Annotated in this window: 15 protein-coding genes; 13 read left to right on the plus strand and 2 right to left on the minus strand. The window is 62.9% G+C overall.

Features of this window, described 5'->3' with window-relative positions; all coding sequences use genetic code 11:
• Window positions 1-65: 65 nt before the first annotated feature.
• Window positions 66-1334 (minus strand): DUF349 domain-containing protein, encoded by a 1269-nt coding sequence (locus HMPREF2674_RS07875; protein WP_049343778.1) that lies wholly within the window; start codon window positions 1332-1334, stop codon window positions 66-68.
• Window positions 1335-1833: 499 nt separating this feature from the next.
• Between HMPREF2674_RS07875 and hisS the strand changes: the two genes are divergently transcribed.
• A complete protein-coding gene (hisS, locus tag HMPREF2674_RS07880) occupies window positions 1834-3195 on the plus strand; it encodes a histidine--tRNA ligase (protein ID WP_070825367.1) in 1362 nt (453 codons plus the stop codon).
• Between the two features lie 279 nt (window positions 3196-3474).
• Here the strand turns inward: hisS and HMPREF2674_RS09585 are convergent, their stop codons facing one another.
• Window positions 3475-3936 (minus strand): endonuclease domain-containing protein, encoded by a 462-nt coding sequence (locus tag HMPREF2674_RS09585; RefSeq protein WP_246826205.1) that lies wholly within the window; start codon window positions 3934-3936, stop codon window positions 3475-3477.
• A gap of 204 nt (window positions 3937-4140) precedes the next feature.
• On the opposite strand from HMPREF2674_RS09585, the gene HMPREF2674_RS09590 reads away from it, so the two are divergent.
• The 12 genes from HMPREF2674_RS09590 to HMPREF2674_RS07940 all read left to right on the plus strand — a co-directional run bounded on the left by HMPREF2674_RS09590 (window position 4141) and on the right by HMPREF2674_RS07940 (window position 17863).
• The gene (locus tag HMPREF2674_RS09590) at window positions 4141-4383 is read left to right on the plus strand and encodes a hypothetical protein (RefSeq protein ID WP_246826206.1); all 243 of its coding nucleotides are present in this window, start codon (window positions 4141-4143) and stop codon (window positions 4381-4383) included.
• 419 nt (window positions 4384-4802) lie between these two features.
• Complete coding sequence (aspS, locus tag HMPREF2674_RS07890; RefSeq protein WP_049346328.1) at window positions 4803-6575, plus strand: aspartate--tRNA ligase; 1773 nt, start codon at window positions 4803-4805, stop codon at window positions 6573-6575.
• A 215-nt stretch (window positions 6576-6790) separates the two neighbouring features.
• Window positions 6791-7318: a P-loop NTPase family protein gene (locus HMPREF2674_RS07895; RefSeq protein ID WP_070682025.1), complete on the plus strand. Its 528-nt coding sequence runs from the start codon at window positions 6791-6793 to the stop codon at window positions 7316-7318.
• A 107-nt stretch (window positions 7319-7425) separates the two neighbouring features.
• Window positions 7426-7860, plus strand: coding sequence for a D-aminoacyl-tRNA deacylase (gene dtd / locus HMPREF2674_RS07900; RefSeq protein WP_070825369.1), 435 nt, complete (start codon window positions 7426-7428; stop codon window positions 7858-7860).
• Window positions 7861-8076: 216 nt separating this feature from the next.
• Complete coding sequence (locus HMPREF2674_RS07905) at window positions 8077-9675, plus strand: replication-associated recombination protein A (RefSeq protein ID WP_070825370.1); 1599 nt, start codon at window positions 8077-8079, stop codon at window positions 9673-9675.
• A gap of 694 nt (window positions 9676-10369) precedes the next feature.
• Complete coding sequence (gene rpsD, locus HMPREF2674_RS07910; RefSeq protein ID WP_049334274.1) at window positions 10370-11002, plus strand: 30S ribosomal protein S4; 633 nt, start codon at window positions 10370-10372, stop codon at window positions 11000-11002.
• A gap of 297 nt (window positions 11003-11299) precedes the next feature.
• Entirely contained in the window at window positions 11300-11689 is a 390-nt protein-coding gene (locus HMPREF2674_RS07915) for a DUF948 domain-containing protein (protein ID WP_049334273.1), read from the plus strand.
• On the plus strand, window positions 11689-12174 hold the full coding sequence (locus HMPREF2674_RS07920) for a hypothetical protein (RefSeq protein ID WP_049343760.1): 486 nt from the start codon (window positions 11689-11691) through the stop codon (window positions 12172-12174). Before HMPREF2674_RS07915 ends, HMPREF2674_RS07920 begins: the two co-directional genes overlap by 1 nt.
• Window positions 12175-12339: 165 nt before the next feature.
• Window positions 12340-15027, plus strand: coding sequence for an alanine--tRNA ligase (gene alaS / locus HMPREF2674_RS07925; RefSeq protein WP_070825371.1), 2688 nt, complete (start codon window positions 12340-12342; stop codon window positions 15025-15027).
• Window positions 15028-15029: 2 nt separating this feature from the next.
• Entirely contained in the window at window positions 15030-15593 is a 564-nt protein-coding gene (ruvX, locus tag HMPREF2674_RS07930; protein ID WP_049346314.1) for a Holliday junction resolvase RuvX, read from the plus strand.
• Window positions 15590-16795 (plus strand): endolytic transglycosylase MltG, encoded by a 1206-nt coding sequence (gene mltG, locus HMPREF2674_RS07935; RefSeq protein WP_049346317.1) that lies wholly within the window; start codon window positions 15590-15592, stop codon window positions 16793-16795. The genes ruvX and mltG overlap by 4 nt, the downstream gene beginning before the upstream one ends.
• Before the next feature lie 132 nt (window positions 16796-16927).
• Entirely contained in the window at window positions 16928-17863 is a 936-nt protein-coding gene (locus HMPREF2674_RS07940) for a shikimate dehydrogenase (protein WP_070825372.1), read from the plus strand.
• Window positions 17864-17904: the final 41 nt, after the last annotated feature.

The raw sequence follows: 17904 nt of genomic DNA on the forward strand, positions 1-17904 counted from the left end.
GCTTTTCGAAACACATGTGGCTTCTCGGCGTTAATTAGACCGTTATTTAGACCGTCGGCTAGACCCTAGTTGCCGAAGCCCTGCAGGGTTGCTGCCCAGGCGCGGCGCGCCTCCAGAGCTTCCTTAGCCTTGGCGATCTTCTTGGAGTCGCCGCCCTTCTCAGCTGCGGCCAGCTCTGCCTCCAGCTCGGCGAGGGAGTCCTCGATCTGTGCGAGCAGGGAGTTCGCGCGTGCCGCCTTGGCGGGGTCGTTGCGCTTCCACTTTGCCTCTTCGGCGCCGTTGATTTCGTCCTGAATGCGGCGCAGTTCGCCGTCGATACGGCGCAGGTCGTTGCGGGGCACGCGGCCAGCCGCATCCCAGCGATCCAGAATCTTCTCGAAGGCGGCCTTCGCTGCCTCAATATCCTCAACGGGCAGGAGCGCGCGGGCCTCCTCCAGCAGTGCCTCCTTGACCTTCAGGTTCTCGGCGTAGACGGCGTCCTGCGCGGCCTCAGCCTCGTGGCGGGCGTTGAAGAACACGTCCTGAGCGGCACGGAAACGAGCCCACAGCTTGTCGTCCTCGCGACGGTGGCCGCGCGGAACCTGCTTCCAGGCGCGCATCAGCTCACCGTACGCGCGGGAGGTCTCAGACCAATCGGTCGAGGTGGACAGCTCCTCGGCGCGAGCAATCAGCTCTTCCTTCGCGCGCTTGATGCGTGCGTTGCGGTCGTCCAGCTGGGAGAAGTGTGCGCGGCGGTTGCGGTCGAAGGTGGTGCGGGCGGCGCGGAAACGCTTCCACAGCTCGTCCTCCACGCTCTTGGCCAGGTGAATCTCACGCTGAGCCTTCTTCCACGCCTCGAACAGCTCGTTCATGCGGGTATGCGAGTTCTTCCAGTGAATCTGGTCGGGGTCCTGGCCGGCAATCTGCTCGGCCTCGGCCACAATCTCTTCACGCACGGCCAGGGCACGTTCGCGGTTCTCGGTGCGGGCCTGCTGCTGCTTCTCGCCAAGCTCGGCGATCTGCTCAGCGAGGGAGACGAGGCGCTTCTGCAGGCCGGAGTAGTCGCCGACCATGTTGCGCACGCCAATCTGCGAGCCGATGGAGGCGATGCCCTTCTGCAGATCCGCGGCGGGGGCGTTATTGGCCAGGCGCGACTCGAGCAGAGCGACCTGCGCCTCAACGTTTTCAAACTTACGGGCGAAGTAGCTGAGCGCTTCATCTTCGGATGCGCCGGGCAGCTGACCTACGGCGTACTCTTCGCCATCGACAATGACGAAGACGTGGCCGTCCTCGGAGACGCGACCGAACTGGCGGGCCTTCTCGAGGTTTACAGTGTCGTCGGATTTGGTAGTCACCGCTATAACTCTTTCACTCGGGGGTGCCGGATGCGGGGAGCGCCTTCGCGCCGTCTCGCCGAGGCGTGGGCCGCGGCCAGCCGCGGGGCACCCGTTGGGTTGTGCGTGTGCACCTCCTAAGCATAGCCGGTACGGGCCTCGCGTGAGTAGTGTCCGGTCGTGTTGTGTTCGTGGCGAACCGCCCGCCGCCGCGCATGTGGGCTCCGGCAATTCCGTTGAGCCGCTACCTGCGTTGCCTCCGTTACCGCGCATGCGAACCGCCCGCCGCTACGCGTGCCCGCGGGTGCTTCGGCTTGAATCGACCAACGTGCCCCTGCGGAGGGCCGCCGCCGGCATCACTCACACCGGGCGTTTGGGCGTTCCCGCCGACCCGCGCCCCGCATCCGGCGAATGCGGGAACCCCCGCCGTGCGTGCGGGTGTTGGTATGATGATAGATATGCCCGGCACCGTAGAGCGCCGGGGTTTTGTTGTCGAGTTCTTTATCAAGGAGTAGAGCGCATGGCTCGCAAGGCGTCGCTGTCTGGTTTCCCCGAGTATCTTCCGGCTGAACGACTGGTTGAGAACCACGTTCTCGACACCCTGCGTGAGACTTTTGAGCTGCACGGTTTTTCCCCGATTGAGACTCGTTCGGTAGAGACCATCGAGCAGCTGCTGCGCAAGGGCGAAATCGACAAGGAAGTGTACGCCATCTCGCGCCTGCAGGAGGACGACTCCGCGAAGGCCAAGGAGAAGCTGGCGCTGCACTTTGACCTGACCGTGCCGTTTGCCCGCTACGTGGTGGAGAACGCCGGCTACCTGAACTTCCCGTTCTCGCGTTACCAGATTCAGAAGGTCTGGCGTGGCGAGCGCCCGCAGGAGGGCCGCGCCCGCGAGTTCACCCAGGCGGATATTGACGTGGTTGGCGACGGCGAGCTGCCGTTCCGTTACGACGTGACCCTCGCGCTGGTCGTTGTCGATGCGCTGTCGAAGCTGCCGATTCCCGATTTCAAGCTGCGCGTGAATAACCGCAAGCTGGCCGAGGGCTTCTACCTGGGCCTGGGCCTGACCGACACCGCGGCCGTGCTGCGCTCCATCGACAAGCTGGAGAAGATTGGTCCGGAGCGCGTGGCCGAGGAGCTTCAGTCCGAGGCCGGTGCGAGCGCGGAGGCTGCCGCGGCCGCCCTGGAGCTGGCTCAGATCCGTACCGAGGATGCATCCTTCGTGGAGCAGGTGCGTGCGCTTGCGGCTAAGTATTCGGTGGAGCACGAGCTGCTGGACCAGGGCCTGGCTGAGCTGGCCGAGGTCATTGAGGAGGCGGCCCGCCGTGCGCCGGGTAAGGTGCTGGCTGACCTGTCGATTGCTCGCGGTCTGGACTACTACACCGGCACCGTGTACGAGACTGTGCTGGTCGGCCACGAGTCGCTGGGTTCGATTTGCTCGGGTGGTCGCTACGAGTCGCTGGCCTCGAACGGTAAGAAGACCTACCCGGGCGTGGGCCTGTCCATTGGCGTGACCCGCGTGGTGGCTCGCATCCTGTCGCAGGGTTTTGCGCAGGCGAGCCGTAAGGTGCCTTCGGCCGTGTTCGTGGCCCTGACGAATGATGAGGGCTGGTCGGCCGCGAATGATGTTGCGGATGCACTGCGCGCCCGCGGCATCGCCTGCGAGGTTTCGGCGAACGCCGCGAAGTTCGGCAAGCAGATTAAGTACGCCGAGAAGCGCGGTATTCCGTTCGTGTGGTTCATCTCTTCGGATGAGTCGGGTGCCCCGGTTCACGAGGTGAAGGATATCCGTTCGGGTGAGCAGGTGCCCGCCGATCCGAATTCGTGGATGCCGCCGGCTGAGGACCTGCACGTTCAGATTGTGCGCGCTGAAGGCCTGTAAATAGTAGGGCTGTAATACCTGCGGTGCTTGGCCGCGGTAATATTTGGCTGCTGTATTATCTGGCCGCTGTAAGTCTGTCGTTTACCCGCCCGGTGGGGAGGATGTTAGCCTCTCTGCCGGGCGGGTTTTGCGTGGTCTAGTGGCAGGGCTGAGTAACCCGGTGGGTGGTTTAGTAACCCGGTGGATGGGCTAGTCGCTTTTGGGATGGTTAAGACCCACCCCATACGCGACTAAACCACCCACAAACCGAAACCGCGACCCATTGAGAGGCGACCGGGCTCACCGCAGAAGCAACCTCCGCAGGTGGGCCACGACTTCCGGTTCCTTCTGGAAGATATCGGCCCAGGTCAGGTGTATAACCGTCCAGCCGGCGCGGGTGAGCGCCCGGTCGCGGGCCGCCTCCTGCCGGTCTCGGCCCGGGTAATCGACGTACTTCTGTTCACCGTCAAACTCGAGAATGACCCGTAGCTCGGGCCAGGCGAAATCCGTTCGGTAGCGTCGACCCTCGCACACAATCGGGTACTGGGTCACGGGGGAGGGCAGCTCGTGCTCCATGAGTAGGCATCGGGTGAGGCTTTCGCCGGCCGACTCGCTGGATGCATCCATCGCCCGGACAACGAGCGACCCATTCGAGCGGCCGCGCCCCGTAAGGTGCGTGAGGGCGTCGGTCACAGCCTCGGGCGTCAGGAGCCCCCGCCGCATCACGGAGTCGGTCAGCACCACGGCGTTCCGAAAAGGCATGGTCCGCACGCAATCCTGCAGCGTGCGAGTCACTGTTGTCACGGGAATGGCTGTGCCCGGAATTACGGTCACCTCGTCGGAGTCAAGAGCATATCTGTACCGACGGATTCGCCCTCGGTCCGAGGGACTTTTAGCGTTGCTGCACACGTTGAGCCTTGCCGGAACGGCTATCAGGTCGAGCCCCCAGAGCACCGCGGCTGATTCGTGCGAGAAGATTCCTCGAAGGCCGGCCTTGTGGGCGGCGATGCATCGTACTCGAAGCCGATCATCGTCTCGAAGGCCGGTAGCATCGGAGGCGTAGATGTAGGCTCCTCGCTGGATGCGTTGGATGGCCCCGGAGGCTATCAGTTTGTTGACGTCCCTCGCGCCGATTCCCCGCAGTTTAAGGATGCGCGTGGTCAGCACAAGGGAGTACAGTTCGACGGTTCGTGGGGTGGGGGCGGTTAGGGAGTTCATACCCATCAGGCTGTCATATCGTGGCCGTTGCACGTGGCGAAAATCAAAATCTGTGGATAACTCGGCTGAAGACGAAGAAGGTTGCCCATCCACAGGGGAGGGGTTCGTCCCGTCGGGTGGATTCTGGGTGATCTAGTATCGGGGTCTGAGTAGTCCGGTGGGTGGTTTAGTCACTTGAAACATGGTTTAGTCGCTTCTGCGGTGGGTCTTAACCACCCCAAACGCGACTAAACCACCCACAAACCGAAACCGCCCCTCGCAGCCCCTACCAACCTCCTTCCGCGAGAGAGTCCATGCCCCGGCAAGACGGGCTACAATGGATAAGGCGCACGCAGTGTGCGCATATCATCAACCGCGAGTACCCGGCTACTGTCTATAGTCGTGAGGTGCTCGCTATGAAAGGAATGTCTGTGCTTCGCACTCACACCAACGGCGAGCTGACCGCCGCAAACATTGGAGAGACCGTCACCCTGACCGGTTGGGTGGCTCGTCGCCGCGACCACGGTGGCGTCGCCTTCGTTGACCTGCGTGACCGCGAGGGTGTCACCCAGTGCGTTTTCCACAACGAGGCTGACTTCGAGCACCTGCGCAACGAGTACGTTCTGCGCGTGACCGGTAAGGTTTCCAAGCGCCCGGAGGGTAACGAGAACCCGAACCTGGCCACCGGTGAGATTGAGGTTGAGGTGTCCACCGTTGAGGTGCTGAACACCGCGGCCCCGCTGCCTTTCCAGATTGACGAGCACGTTGAGGTGGGTGAGGAGGCGCGCCTGCGCTACCGCTACCTGGACCTTCGCCGCCCGGAGCCGGCCCGCATCATGCGCCTGCGTTCGGAAGCGAACCGTGCGGCACGCAACCTGCTGGCCGAGGACGGCTACATTGAGGTTGAGACCCCGACCCTGACCCGTTCCACCCCCGAGGGTGCACGCGACTTCCTGGTGCCGGCTCGTCTGGCTCCGGGTTCGTGGTACGCTCTGCCGCAGTCCCCGCAGCTGTTCAAGCAGCTGCTGCAGGTGGGCGGTATTGAGAAGTACTACCAGATTGCCCGCTGCTACCGTGATGAGGACTTCCGCGCCGACCGTCAGCCCGAGTTCACCCAGCTGGACATTGAGGCTTCGTTCGTTGACCAGGAAGACATCATTGACCTGGGCGAGCGCATCGTTGAGGCCGTGTGGAACCTGATTGACGTGAAGGTTCCCCGCCCGATTCAGCGCATGACCTACAAGGACGCGATGGAGAAGTACGGTTCGGACAAGCCCGACCTGCGCTTCGGCCTGGAGCTGACCGAGCTGACCGAGTACTTCAAGGACACCACTTTCCGCGTGTTCAAGGCTCCCTACGTGGGTGCCGTGGTGATGCCCGGTGGCGCATCCCAGCCCCGCCGCACCCTGGATGCTTGGCAGGAGTGGGCTAAGCAGCGCGGCGCTAAGGGCCTGGCTTACGTTCTCATTCAGGAGGACGGTGAGCTGACCGGCCCCGTGGCTAAGAACATTACTGACGCTGAGCGTGCTGGTCTGGCTGAGGCTACCGGCGCGAAGCCCGGCGACTGCATCTTCTTCGCTGCTGGTGAGGCTAAGGCTTCCCGTGCACTGCTGGGTGCTGCTCGTGTTGAGATTGGTCACCGCACCGGCCTGATTAAGGACGACGAGTGGTCCTTCGTGTGGGTTGTTGATGCCCCCATGTTCGAGTCTGCTGCTGAGGCTACCGAGTCCGGTGACGTGGCTCTGGGCCACTCCGCATGGACCGCTGTGCACCACGCGTTCACCTCCCCGAAGCCCGAGTTCATGGACACCTTCGACACCGATCCGGGTTCGGCTCTGGCCTACGCCTACGACATTGTCTGCAACGGTAACGAGATCGGTGGCGGTTCGATCCGTATTCACCGCCGCGACGTGCAGGAGCGCGTGTTTGGCGTGATGGGCATTGGTGAGGAAGAGGCTCAGGAGAAGTTCGGCTTCCTGCTGGATGCGTTCAAGTACGGCGCACCGCCCATGGGTGGTATTGCGTTCGGTTGGGACCGTGTTGTGTCTCTGCTGGCTGGCGTTGATTCGATCCGCGAGGTTATTGCGTTCCCGAAGACCGGTAACGGCTACGATCCGCTGACCGCCGCACCCGCTCCGATTACCCCGGAGCAGCGTAAGGAAGCTGGCGTGGACTTCAAGCCGAAGAAGAAGGACGAGGAGTAATCTTCTCCAGTCTTTGGTCTTGCACCCCGTGCGGGGTGCGGGGCTGTGCGGCGATTACCCGGCGGGGCATTGAGTCTTGAGCTTTGAGCTCCGAGCTGTGAGGCTCGGGTCTTGCCGGGGTCGCCGTTGAGGGTGGGCTGTGTATTCTGCTGTGCAGGGTCGCAGCCCACCTTTTTGTCAATGGATACGCGAGAGAACAGCGGGGGGAGGGGAGCATGCGCATCCTGATTGCCGGCCCGAGCGGTAGCGGTAAGACGACGTTTGCGGCGCGGTTGGGGCGCATCCTGGACATTCCGCACACGGAGATGGACTCGCTGCACTGGGGTCCGAACTGGACTCCGCGCCCTAGTTTTGAGGCGGACGTTCAGGCGCTCATCGAGCGGCCCGCGTGGATTACGGAGTGGCAGTATCCGCAGGTGCGCGGCCGCCTGCTGGAGCGCGCGGACGTGGTGATTTACCTGCGCTATAGCCGTGCGGTGGTCATGTGGCGTGTGGTTCGCCGGACGGTGCGCCGTGCGGTGACGGGTCAGAAGCTGTGGGCTGATAACGTGGAACCGCCGCTGAAAGATATTCTGCGGGACCCGGACAACATGATTCGGTACACGTGGAGGAGCTACCCGCACGTGGGCCAGCTGCTGGCGGAGGCTCGCGGGCAGCATCTGCAGAAGCGTTTTATTGAGTTCCGTACCCCGCGGGCGGCGAACCAGTTTTTGCGTGCCGTGCAGCTACGCGGCGTGCTCTGAGGCGGCTGGCTCTAGAACTGCGGCTCCTTCTAAACCGACCGCCGCGGATGGTATCGAAAGAGATGCTCGAGCCCGGCGAAAGCCGGCTCCATGATGAAAGGTGAACGATGCGAGTAGTTATTCAGCGCGTAACCCGCGCGGCGGTGCGCGTGAACGGCGAGACGGTCGGCGCGATTGACCGGCCCGGCTACCTGGTACTGGTCGGCATCACCCACGGCGACGGCGCGGCGCAGGTCGCGAAGCTGGCCGATAAGACCGCGAACCTGCGCCTGCTGGAGGGGGAGAAGTCCCTCCTCGATGAGGGTGCGCCCGTGCTGGCGGTCAGCCAGTTCACCCTCTACGGGGATGCGAAGAAGGGTCGCCGCCCCTCCTGGTCTGCCGCCGCGCCCGGTGCGGTGAGTGAGCCGCTGTTCAACGACTATGTTCAGGCGCTGCGTGAGCGTGGCCTGCACGTTGAGACGGGCGTGTTCGGCGCGGACATGCAGGTGGAGCTGGTCAATGACGGCCCGGTGACCCTGATTCTCGACAGCGAGACCCTCTAAGCCGGCGCCCTCGAGGGGCTAGTTCAGCGCCCTCGTTGGGCTAGCGGATTGCCCCGGATCTGTAACTTTACTCCTGGGTCATAAACCCGCGGCGAAGCACGAACCTATCGAAAACCCCGTTGATAAAACCCGTGGCTTCACGCCGCGAGCTAAATCCACGCCTGTAAATCCGCACCCCGAACCCACCTCAAGCCTGTGAAACGATAGAGTAAGACTATGGCTGATTCCCTCTTTGATCTTGAGCTGCCCGACGACGGGGACCGCGTGAGCCTGATTGGTGCGCCCGCCGAGGAGCCCGCCTCCTCGCGCCCCTCTGCGTCGCGTGCGCGCTCTGCCCGTTCGGCGTCCCGCGCACCCCTGGCGGTGCGCATGCGTCCGCGCACCATTGACGAGGTTCTCGGCCAGGAGCACCTGCTGACCCCCGGCTCGCCCCTGCGCGTGCTGGCGGGGGAGAACGCCGGCCCAGCAGGCCCGTCCTCGGTGATTCTGTACGGCCCTCCGGGTACGGGTAAGACCACTCTGGCGCATGTGATTGCGCGCGCGCCGGGCCGCAAGTTCGTGGAGCTTTCGGCGATTACCGCGGGTGTGAAGGACGTTCGCGCGGTCATGGATCAGGCGCTGCTCGACCGAGACATGTACGGCACGACCACCGTGCTCTTCCTCGATGAGATTCACCGTTTCACGAAGGCTCAGCAGGATGCGCTCCTGCCCGGCGTGGAGAACCGCTGGGTGATTCTGGTGGCGGCCACGACCGAGAACCCGTCGTTCAGCATTATTTCGCCGCTGCTCTCGCGCTCGCTACTGTTGCGGGTTCATTCGTTGGAGCAGTCCGATATTGAGCGTCTGATTGACCGTGCGTTGGCCGATCCGCGCGGTTTTGGCGGTGCGGCGGTCATTGATGAGGATGCGCGCGCCCACCTCGCGGCGGTTTCGGGAGGCGACGCTCGCCGCTCCCTGACCTCGCTGGAGGCGGCGGCTGCGATTGCGTTTAGCGAGGCTGAAGTTGCGGGAAATAACCCTTCAGAAACCAGCCCCGCAGAAATCGACGCTGCAGAAACCGAGGCTGAAGAGACTGACCTCGCCGACCCCGATACCGCCAACTCATCCGAGGCTTCAGATGAACCGGCGGGGGAGAAGTCCCCGAAACCCGCCGCCCCTGTCCGCATCACCCTGGCGCACGCCGTGGAAGCGGTGGACCGCGCCGCAATTCGTTACGACCGTTCGGGTGACCAGCACTATGACGTGGTGAGCGCGTTCATTAAGTCCATGCGCGGCTCCGACGCGGATGCCGCGGTGCACTATCTGGCGCGCATGTTGGAGGGCGGCGAGGACCCGCGCTTCGTGGCGCGGCGCATCATGATTCTGGCGAGCGAGGACATTGGCCTGGCTGATCCGCAGGCCCTGCAGGTGGCGACGGCCGCGGCGCAGTCGGTGGCGCTGGTGGGCATGCCGGAGGCGCGCATTATCCTCTCGCAGGCGGTGATTTATTGTGCGCTCGCGCCGAAGTCGAACGCCGCGTATAACGCGATTAACCGCGCAATTGCGGATGTGCGTGCGGGTGCCTCGGGTCAGGTTCCGGTGCACCTGCGCGACGCTCACTATGCGGGGGCTAAGCAATTTGGTCACGGCGACGGCTACATTTATGCGCACGATGCGCCGGGCCACGTGGCGGCGCAGCAGTACTTGCCGGATACCCTGCGCGGCACGGTGTACTACGAGCCGACTCAGCACGGTTTTGAGCGTACGTTGACGGAGCGTCGTGAGCGTATCCGCCGTATTTTGGATGCGGCTCCGGTGCAGGATACGACCCGTTAGCATACGTGGCTCCCATCGAGCCGTCTACTACTTTGAGTGCTGACCACCGGGGGAGTGGCGCGCCTCGGCAGGCAGGTAGCCGTATAGAGCAAGCAGCAGTATAGGGCTGAGCGCAAACAGAAAGCGATGCGCAGTACCTCGGTCGTACTGCGCACCGCATCAGAGTTTGAGTTGTGATAGATGTCTTGACCGTCGGCCAATCCCGGAAGGGCGGACGCCAAGCTTGTATGCCTAGTCTAGGCGATGCGAGAGCTCGAAATCAAGCTAATCCCATAGATTCACAGGTTAAAAATAACGGAATGATTACAATCCAACATCTACACCCGGCAATTTTGCGAGGAAGGCTCCCCTAAATGCTTCTGACGGGTGTAAATATTCCCGTGGGGTTCGTGTGGGTATATGTCAAAAACCCACACGAACGGCAATTTAAACTAAAGATTCCCCAAAAGGCTGGTAAAGCTGGGGCGCATCCGGTAAGCTTGACGGGTCTGGCAATTGCTATGCCCGCATCCGTGCGAGCATGAGTAATGTAGCTGCGAGGTACTCTGCCTCGCGCTCTCCGCCTCACCGCCGCGCAGCAACGACCGAATCGGTCGCGCGCGGGCCACGGCGAGGTCACCCGAGGAGGCCAGTATCCAAACAGACCGAGGCCCCACCCGTGAGGGTGCAGGAGCCTCACATAGAAAGGTAGATTGTGGCTAAGCACAACCGCACCCGCCGTACCGTGCGTCAGTCCCGTGCCCTGGGCATTGCACTGACCCCGAAGGCAGAAAAGTACCTCGAGCGTCGTCCTTACGGCCCCGGCCAGCACGGCCGTGCCCGCAAGAAGGCTGACTCCAACTACGCTACTCAGCTGAAGGAAAAGCAGCGTCTGCGCGCTCAGTACAACATCCGCGAGGCACAGATGCGCCGCGCATACCTCGAGGCAAAGCGTACCGAGGGCCAGACCGGTAAGAACCTGGTCGAGCTGCTCGAGACCCGCCTCGATGCCCTGGTTCTGCGTGCAGGTTTCGCCCGCACCATTGCACAGGCACGTCAGATGGTTGTTCACCGTCACATTCTGGTTGACGGTGTTCGCGTGGACCGCCCCTCGTTCCTCGTCAAGCCCGGCCAGCTGATCCACGTTCACCCCAAGGCTGAGAAGACTGCCCCCTTCCAGGCTGCGGCTGCTGGCGAGCACCAGGCAGTTCTGCCCGAGGTTCCCGCATACCTGAACGTTGAGATTGAGAAGCTGCACGCAAAGCTTGAGCGTAAGCCCAAGCGTGAAGAGATCCCCGTGATCTGCGACGAGCAGCAGGTCGTTGAGTACTACTCGCGTCTGGCATAATCTCGATTTTTCGAGAAGCAACCCGTTCCGTACCGTTTCGGTGGGGGACGGGTTGTTCCCGTTTAAGGGCCCGGCTTGGGGTTCTGCCCCTCGGATGCGGGCTTCGCATCGGCTTATTCGGGAACCTGTGAATTGTTCAATCCTGGGAGTTTCATGAGAGTTTAAGGGGCGCGAGAAGGAATTTTCGACTAGAATAGGGGATTGAACTGTGTAGGCAGTCCGACCGATGCGCCACGGCGGCGCGCCGGTGAGTATGACTATTGACAAGCACCATGCGTTACGCGAAATGAGGTACAGATGACTGGCGGAGATATTGCAGGCCTGATTGCGGCGGGAGTTTTCGCGATTCTCGTGGCGCTGTTGGCCCTTCCCATTATTCGCCTGACCAAGGTGTTTGATGAGCTGATTGTGACGATTCGTTCGCTCAACCAGAGCACCGCGCCGCTCATTGAAGAGGTGACCCGCACCGTGGTGACCACCAACGAACAGCTCGAGAAGGTTGACGACATCACCTCGAACGTTTCGGACGCCTCCGCGAACGTTTCGGCCCTGTCCTCGCTGGTGACTTCGACCGTGGGCCAGCCGCTGATTAAGGTGGCTTCCTTCTCCTATGGCGTGCGCCAGGCCTTCCGCGGCGGCAACAAGTCCGGCCAGCAGGGTGGCACCTCCGCGGGCGGTGAGAACTAATGGGTCTGCTCCGTTCCGTTCTTCTGCTCGGTGCCGGTGCCGCGGCGGGCTACCTTGCCTCCCGACGAGCCTCTTCTTCCGAGCCCGCACAGCGTACCCCCGGTAGCGCCCTGCTCAAGCGTGAGCACGGCGAGCTGGCCCTCAACCCGGAGTCTCAGATGGCAAAATTCTTCGATTCGCCGATTGGCAAGCCCCTGCAGCCCTACGCGCTGAAGGCCGTCGAGTTCGCAGCCCGCGTGCGCGAGGGTATGCAGGAGAAGGAAATGGAGCTCAACGCCAAGGTGGAGCGCCAGAAGCAGGACCTGCGTCCCGGTTCCCTTGACACCTGGGAGAGGGGCATGAGCACGACCGAGATTGAGGCCGCAAACCGCCGCATTGCCGAGCGTGAGCTCATTGAGGTGGAGTCGCAGATTGCCTCGCTGGAGAAGGCCCGCGAGCAGCGCATCGCCCGCGACCGCGAGCTCGGGGACGACTTCTTCAACTAACTAGACTTTGGCCGAAAGGCCGCCGTCTACCGAACCGACCGACCCGTAGCGTGAGGGCGTTGGAGGGGCCCATAATGGCCCCTCGATTAGCCATTTTGCGCGCGGAGAGGCACCATAGGTCAGTAGACTATTTAGAATTTCGCACAGATTATTCAAAGGAACGAGATGCTCTCACAGGAGATTTCCAAGCGCTGGATCGATTTCTTCGCTTCCCGCGGCCACACCGTGGTGCCTTCGGCATCGCTGATTTCGAACGAACCCGGCGCCATGTTCACCATCGCCGGCATGGTTCCGTTCATTCCCTACTTCCTGGGCCGTGAGACCCCTCCGTTCTCCCGCGCGACCAGCGTGCAGAAGTGCATCCGCACCCTGGACATCGAAGAGGTCGGTAAGACCGCGCGTCACGGTACCTTCTTCCAGATGGCCGGTAACTTCTCCTTTGGTGATTACTTCAAGGAGCAGGCGATTCCTTTCGCTTACGAGCTGCTGACCACCCCGCAGGATCAGGGCGGCTTCGGTCTGGATCCGGAGCGCCTGTGGGTCACCATTTATGAGGGTGACGACGAGGCGTTCGATATTTGGCACAACAAGGTGGGCTTCCCGGCTGAGCGTATTCAGCGCATGGGCATGAAGGAGAACTACTGGTCCACCGGCCAGCCCGGCCCCGCAGGCCCCGACTCCGAGATTTTCTACGACCGCGGCCCCGCCTACGGTAAGGAAGGCGGCCCGGCGGCTGACGACGACCGCTACATCGAGATCTGGAACCTCGTGTTCATGCAGTACCAGCGTGGCGAGGGCATCGGCAAGGACGACTTCGAGATTCTGGGCGACCTGCCGAAGAAGAACATCGATACCGGTCTGGGCGTTGAGCGTCTGGCCATGCTGCTGCAGGGTGTCGAGAACTTCTACGAGACCGACCAGGTGCGCCCCGTGCTGGATGCGGCGTCCAAGCTCTCCGGTAAGAAGTACCACGGCTCCGAGTCCGCCGAGGACGAGGGCTACGAGGACGACGTGCGCATGCGCGTGGTGGCCGACCACATCCGTTCTTCGCTCATGCTGATTGCCGACGGCGTGACCCCCTCAAACGAGGGCCGCGGCTACATTCTGCGCCGCCTGATGCGCCGCGCGATCCGCGCTATGCGCCTGCTGGGCGTGACCGAGCCCTGCCTGCCCGTGCTGTTCCCGGCTTCGCGTGATGCGATGAAGGGTGCGTTCCCGTACGTGGCTGACGACTTCGAGCGTATCTCCCGCATTGCCTACGCCGAGGAGAAGGCGTTCCTGCACACCATCGAGACCGGTACCGAGCGCCTGGAAGAGGCTGTGGCCGCCGCTAAGAAGGACGGCTCGAACTCCGTTTCCGGCGCCGAGGCCTTCGCACTGCACGACACCTACGGCTTCCCGATTGACCTGACCCTCGAGATGGCCGCCGAGGCCGGCGTGAAGGTTGACGAGAAGGCCTTCCGCGAGCTGATGGCCGAGCAGCGCCACCGCGCACAGGCTGACGCCAAGGCTAAGAAGGGTGCCTTTGCCGACCTCTCCGAGCTGCGTAAGCTCGTGGACGAGCGCGGCTCCATCTTCACCGGTTACACCGAGCTGCGCACCGAGACCAAGCTGCGCGCCATCCTGGTGGACGGCGTGTCCGTGCCCGCCGCCAAGGCCGGCGACAAGATTGAGGTCGTCCTGGACGAAACCCCGTTCTACGCCGAGGCCGGTGGCCAGGCAGCCGACACCGGTGTGATTACCGGTAACGGCTTCATCATTGACGTTCAGGACGTTCAGCAACCCGTCAAGGGCCTGAGCGTTCACCGCGCCATCGTGCGCGAGGGCGAGGCTCACGTCGGTGCCGATGTTGTGGCACAGGTTGACGTGCAGCGCCGCCGCGACGGTGAAAAGGCACACTCCGGTACCCACATCATCCACGCTGCCCTGCACCAGGTGCTCGGCAAGGAAGCAACCCAGCGCGGCTCCTTCAACAAGGAAGGCTACCTGCGCTTCGACTTCGCGTGGGGCGAGGGCCTGTCCGAGTCCGCTAAGCGCGAGGTGGAAGAGGTTGCTAACCTCGCCATCCGCGACAACCACGAGGTGATTACCCGCGTGATGCCGCTGGCCGAGGCGAAGGCTCTGGGTGCCATGAGCCTCTTCGGCGAGAAGTACGGCGACGTGGTGCGCGTGGTTGAGATTGGCGGCGACTTCTCCCGCGAGCTGTGCGGTGGTACCCACGTGGGCACCTCTGCCGAGATTGGTTCGCTGTCGCTGCTGACCGAGAGCTCCGTGGGCTCCGGCAACCGCCGCGTCGAGGCCCTGGTGGGTCTGGACTCCTTCAACCACCTGGCAGCTGAGCGCACCCTGGTGAACCAGCTGACCGGCCTGATGAAGGTTCAGTCCTCCGCAGACCTGCCCGAGAAGATCAACCAGACCCTGGCTAAGCTGAAGGCAGCCGAGAAGGAGCTGGCTCAGCTGCGTCGCGAGAAGCTGCAGGCCGAGGCCGGCAAGCTTCTGGAGAACGCACAGACCATCGGCTCCGTGCGCGTTCTGGCCCACAACGCCGGCGAACTGGACGCCAACGGCGTGCGCGAGCTGGCCCTGGACCTGCGTTCCCGCTTCGGTTCCGAGGCCGCCGTGGTGGCCGTGGCCGGCGTATCTAACGGCCGTCCCGTGATCCTCGTGGCAACCACCGAGGGCGCTCGCTCCGCCGGCGTGAAGGCTGGCGCACTGGTTCGCGTTGCTGCCGGTGTTCTCGGCGGTGGCGGCGGCGGTAAGGACGACGTCGCCCAGGGCGGTGGCCAGGACGCATCCAAGATTGGTGCCGCTCTGGACGCCGTTCGCGACGCTATCGCACAGGCTCAGGCCTAAACATGGCAGAATTCCAGCGCGGAGTGCGGATGGGTGTTGACGTGGGTAAGGCCCGCGTCGGCACCGCCCTCAGCGACCCCGACGGCATCCTCGCCACCCCGCTCAAGACGCTGCGTCGCGACGAGAAGAAGAACTCCGATCGTCGCGTGCTACGCAAGCTGATTGAGGTGAACGAGGTGGTCGAGGTGTTCGTCGGGCTTCCGAAGACCATGCGCGGCGGGGAGTCCTCCTCGACCGAGATGGCTCGGGAATACGCTCAGGCTCTGCGCTCCGAGCTGGACGCCGAAAATAAGACACACATTAACATTTGGCTGGTGGATGAGCGACTCACCACCGTGAGCGCTCACCGTGCACTGCACGAGGCTGGGGTATCCAGCCGAGACTTCAAGACTATGGTTGACCAGGTGGCGGCTGTGAACATTTTGCAGTACAGCCTGGACGCCCTCAAGGCAGGGCAGTCCGTAGCCGGGTACAAGGTGAGCGATCCGGCCCACGAAGAGAACCGATCGCACGAGTTAGAAGGGGCTGCGGTTGGTGCCGTCAATGAAACGGAGAACCTTCAGTGACCGAAAAGAATAAACATTCCGAGGAACACCCCGAAGAGAGCGGTCTGGACCTTTTTCGGCCGACGAAAGCCGATGAGGAAAAAGGCATTACCGGCATTACCTTGGAGCACGAGATTGTCTCTGTAGCGACTCTGCGTGCTCGCAAGCGCCGTCGCCGCGCCATCATGCTGAGCGCCATGTCGCTCTTCGTGGCGGCCCTGGTGATTATTTCTGCTGCTTTCATCACGCGGTACGACCCGTTCAAGACGCGCGACTACTCCGGCAGCGGTAACGGCACGACCGTGACCTTCACGATCCGCTCGGGCCAGTCCACCGCACAGGTGGCGAACGAGCTGGAGGCGGCCGGCGTGATTGCCGACGCCGATAAGTTCGTCGAGGTGTACAGCAAGGAAAGCAACGGCAAGTACCTGCAACCGGGCACCTACGAGCTTCAGCAGCACATGAGCAGCTCGAGCGCAATCAACACGATTATCGAGGCGAACAGTAACGTGCTGTACTTGGCGATTCCGCAGGGTAAGCGCGTGACCGAGACCATCGACCTGATCGTTTCCGGTTCTGACGGCGCGTTCACCCGCAAGCAGGTGGAAGAGGCCGTGCAGAACTACACGCAGTACGGCGTGCCGAGCAACTTCCCCTCGATTGAGGGTTGGCTGCACCCGGGCGAGTACCGATTCCCGAAGGACACCGACATCAAGAAGGTCATTCAGACCATGGTCGATAAGACCAAGGCCGACCTGAAGGAAGCCGGCGTGAGCGGCGATCAGAAGGCCTTCGAGGTGCTGACCATCGCCTCCATCGTGGAGCTTGAGGCTCAGCCGAAGGACTACGTGGCGGTTGCGGGCATCATTGAGAACCGTCTGAACAACCCGGATGGTGAGACCTCCGGCCTGATTCAGTCGGACGCAACCGTGACCTACGGTCTGGGTGTCCGCTCCTACCACCTGACGGAGGAGCAGAAGGCAGACAAGAGCAACAAGTACAACACGTACGCGAACAAGGGTCTGCCGAAGGGTCCGATTGGTTCCCCGCAGCTGGCGTCCATCAAGGCCGCCGCCGCTCCGGAGAAGAACCCGTACTACTACTGGGTGACCGTCGACCTGGATTCCGGCGAGACCAAGTACTCCCGCACTTACGCTGAGCACCAGCGTTACGTGGAAGAGTACAACCAGTGGTGCTCGAAGCACCCGGGCCGCTGTAACTAAGCTGTAGCTGATGTAGAGGGCGGGCATCGTTCCCACGAGAGTGGGGCGGTGCCCGCCTTTGCTGTACCCGCTAAAATGGGAGGTGGCCCCCGCGGCCGTCCGTGACCCGGCATTGAGAGCGAAAGAGTATCGATGAAGACTGAACCGTACCGCGAAGCCCCGTATCTTCGCCGCGCCTACGTGCTGGGCCACCCGATTGCCCATTCGCTCTCGCCCGCGCTGCATCGGGCCGCGTACGCGTACCTGGGCGAGGCGAACCTCGAGTACGATCGTCGCGATACCCTGCCCGATGATTTGCCGGCGATTATGCGCGGCGTGCGTCACCCGAAGGGTACGGAGGACGCACCCTATATTGCGGGCCTGTCGGTGACCATGCCGCTGAAGACCGCGGTCATTCAGTACTGCGATGAGCTGAGCGAGACCGCCCGCGTGACCGGCGCGGTGAACACGGTGTACCCGCGCGGCGAGAGGGTGCTGGGCGATAACACCGATGTGATTGGCATCGTGAACGCGCTGCGGCACGCGGGTTTGGAGCCGCAGCCACTTAAGGATTCTGCCGCGATTGTGGGTGGGGGAGCGACTGCGATTTCCGCCCTGACCGCACTGCATCAGCTGGGGTATTCCCGTGTGAGCGTGTACGCCCGTTCGCTGCATAAGCTCGGTAGCGTGCAGGAGGCGGCGGACCGCCTGGGCGTGCAGCTGTCGACCGTTGCCCTGGCCGAGCTGCCGCAGAATCTTGCGGAGCGCGGTCATCACCCGGTGGTGTCTACTCTTCCTGCCCATGCGGCGGATGAGTGGGCGAGCCAGCTGAGCGGGCTGAAGGGCGCCTCCGCGACGCACCAGCCGGTACTGCTCGATGTTGCGTATAACCCGTGGCCTTCGGTGCTGGCGAGCGTTTGGGAGGCTAACGGCGGCACGGTGGTTTCTGGACTGGAGATGCTGCTCTACCAGGCCGTCGAGCAGGTTCTGCTGTTTACCGACCGCACCCTGTCTGAGGGTGAGCTACTGGGTTTGGTGAATGCGATGTGCGAGGCGGTTGATCTTGCGCCTCGTGCTTCCGTTTCGTGAAAAAAGCGTGCTTTCACTCGCTCAGTAAACAGGCATTTTAT

The organism is Rothia sp. HMSC062F03 (assembly GCF_001836905.1).
Classification (GTDB): Bacteria; Actinomycetota; Actinomycetes; order Actinomycetales; family Micrococcaceae; genus Rothia; species Rothia mucilaginosa_A.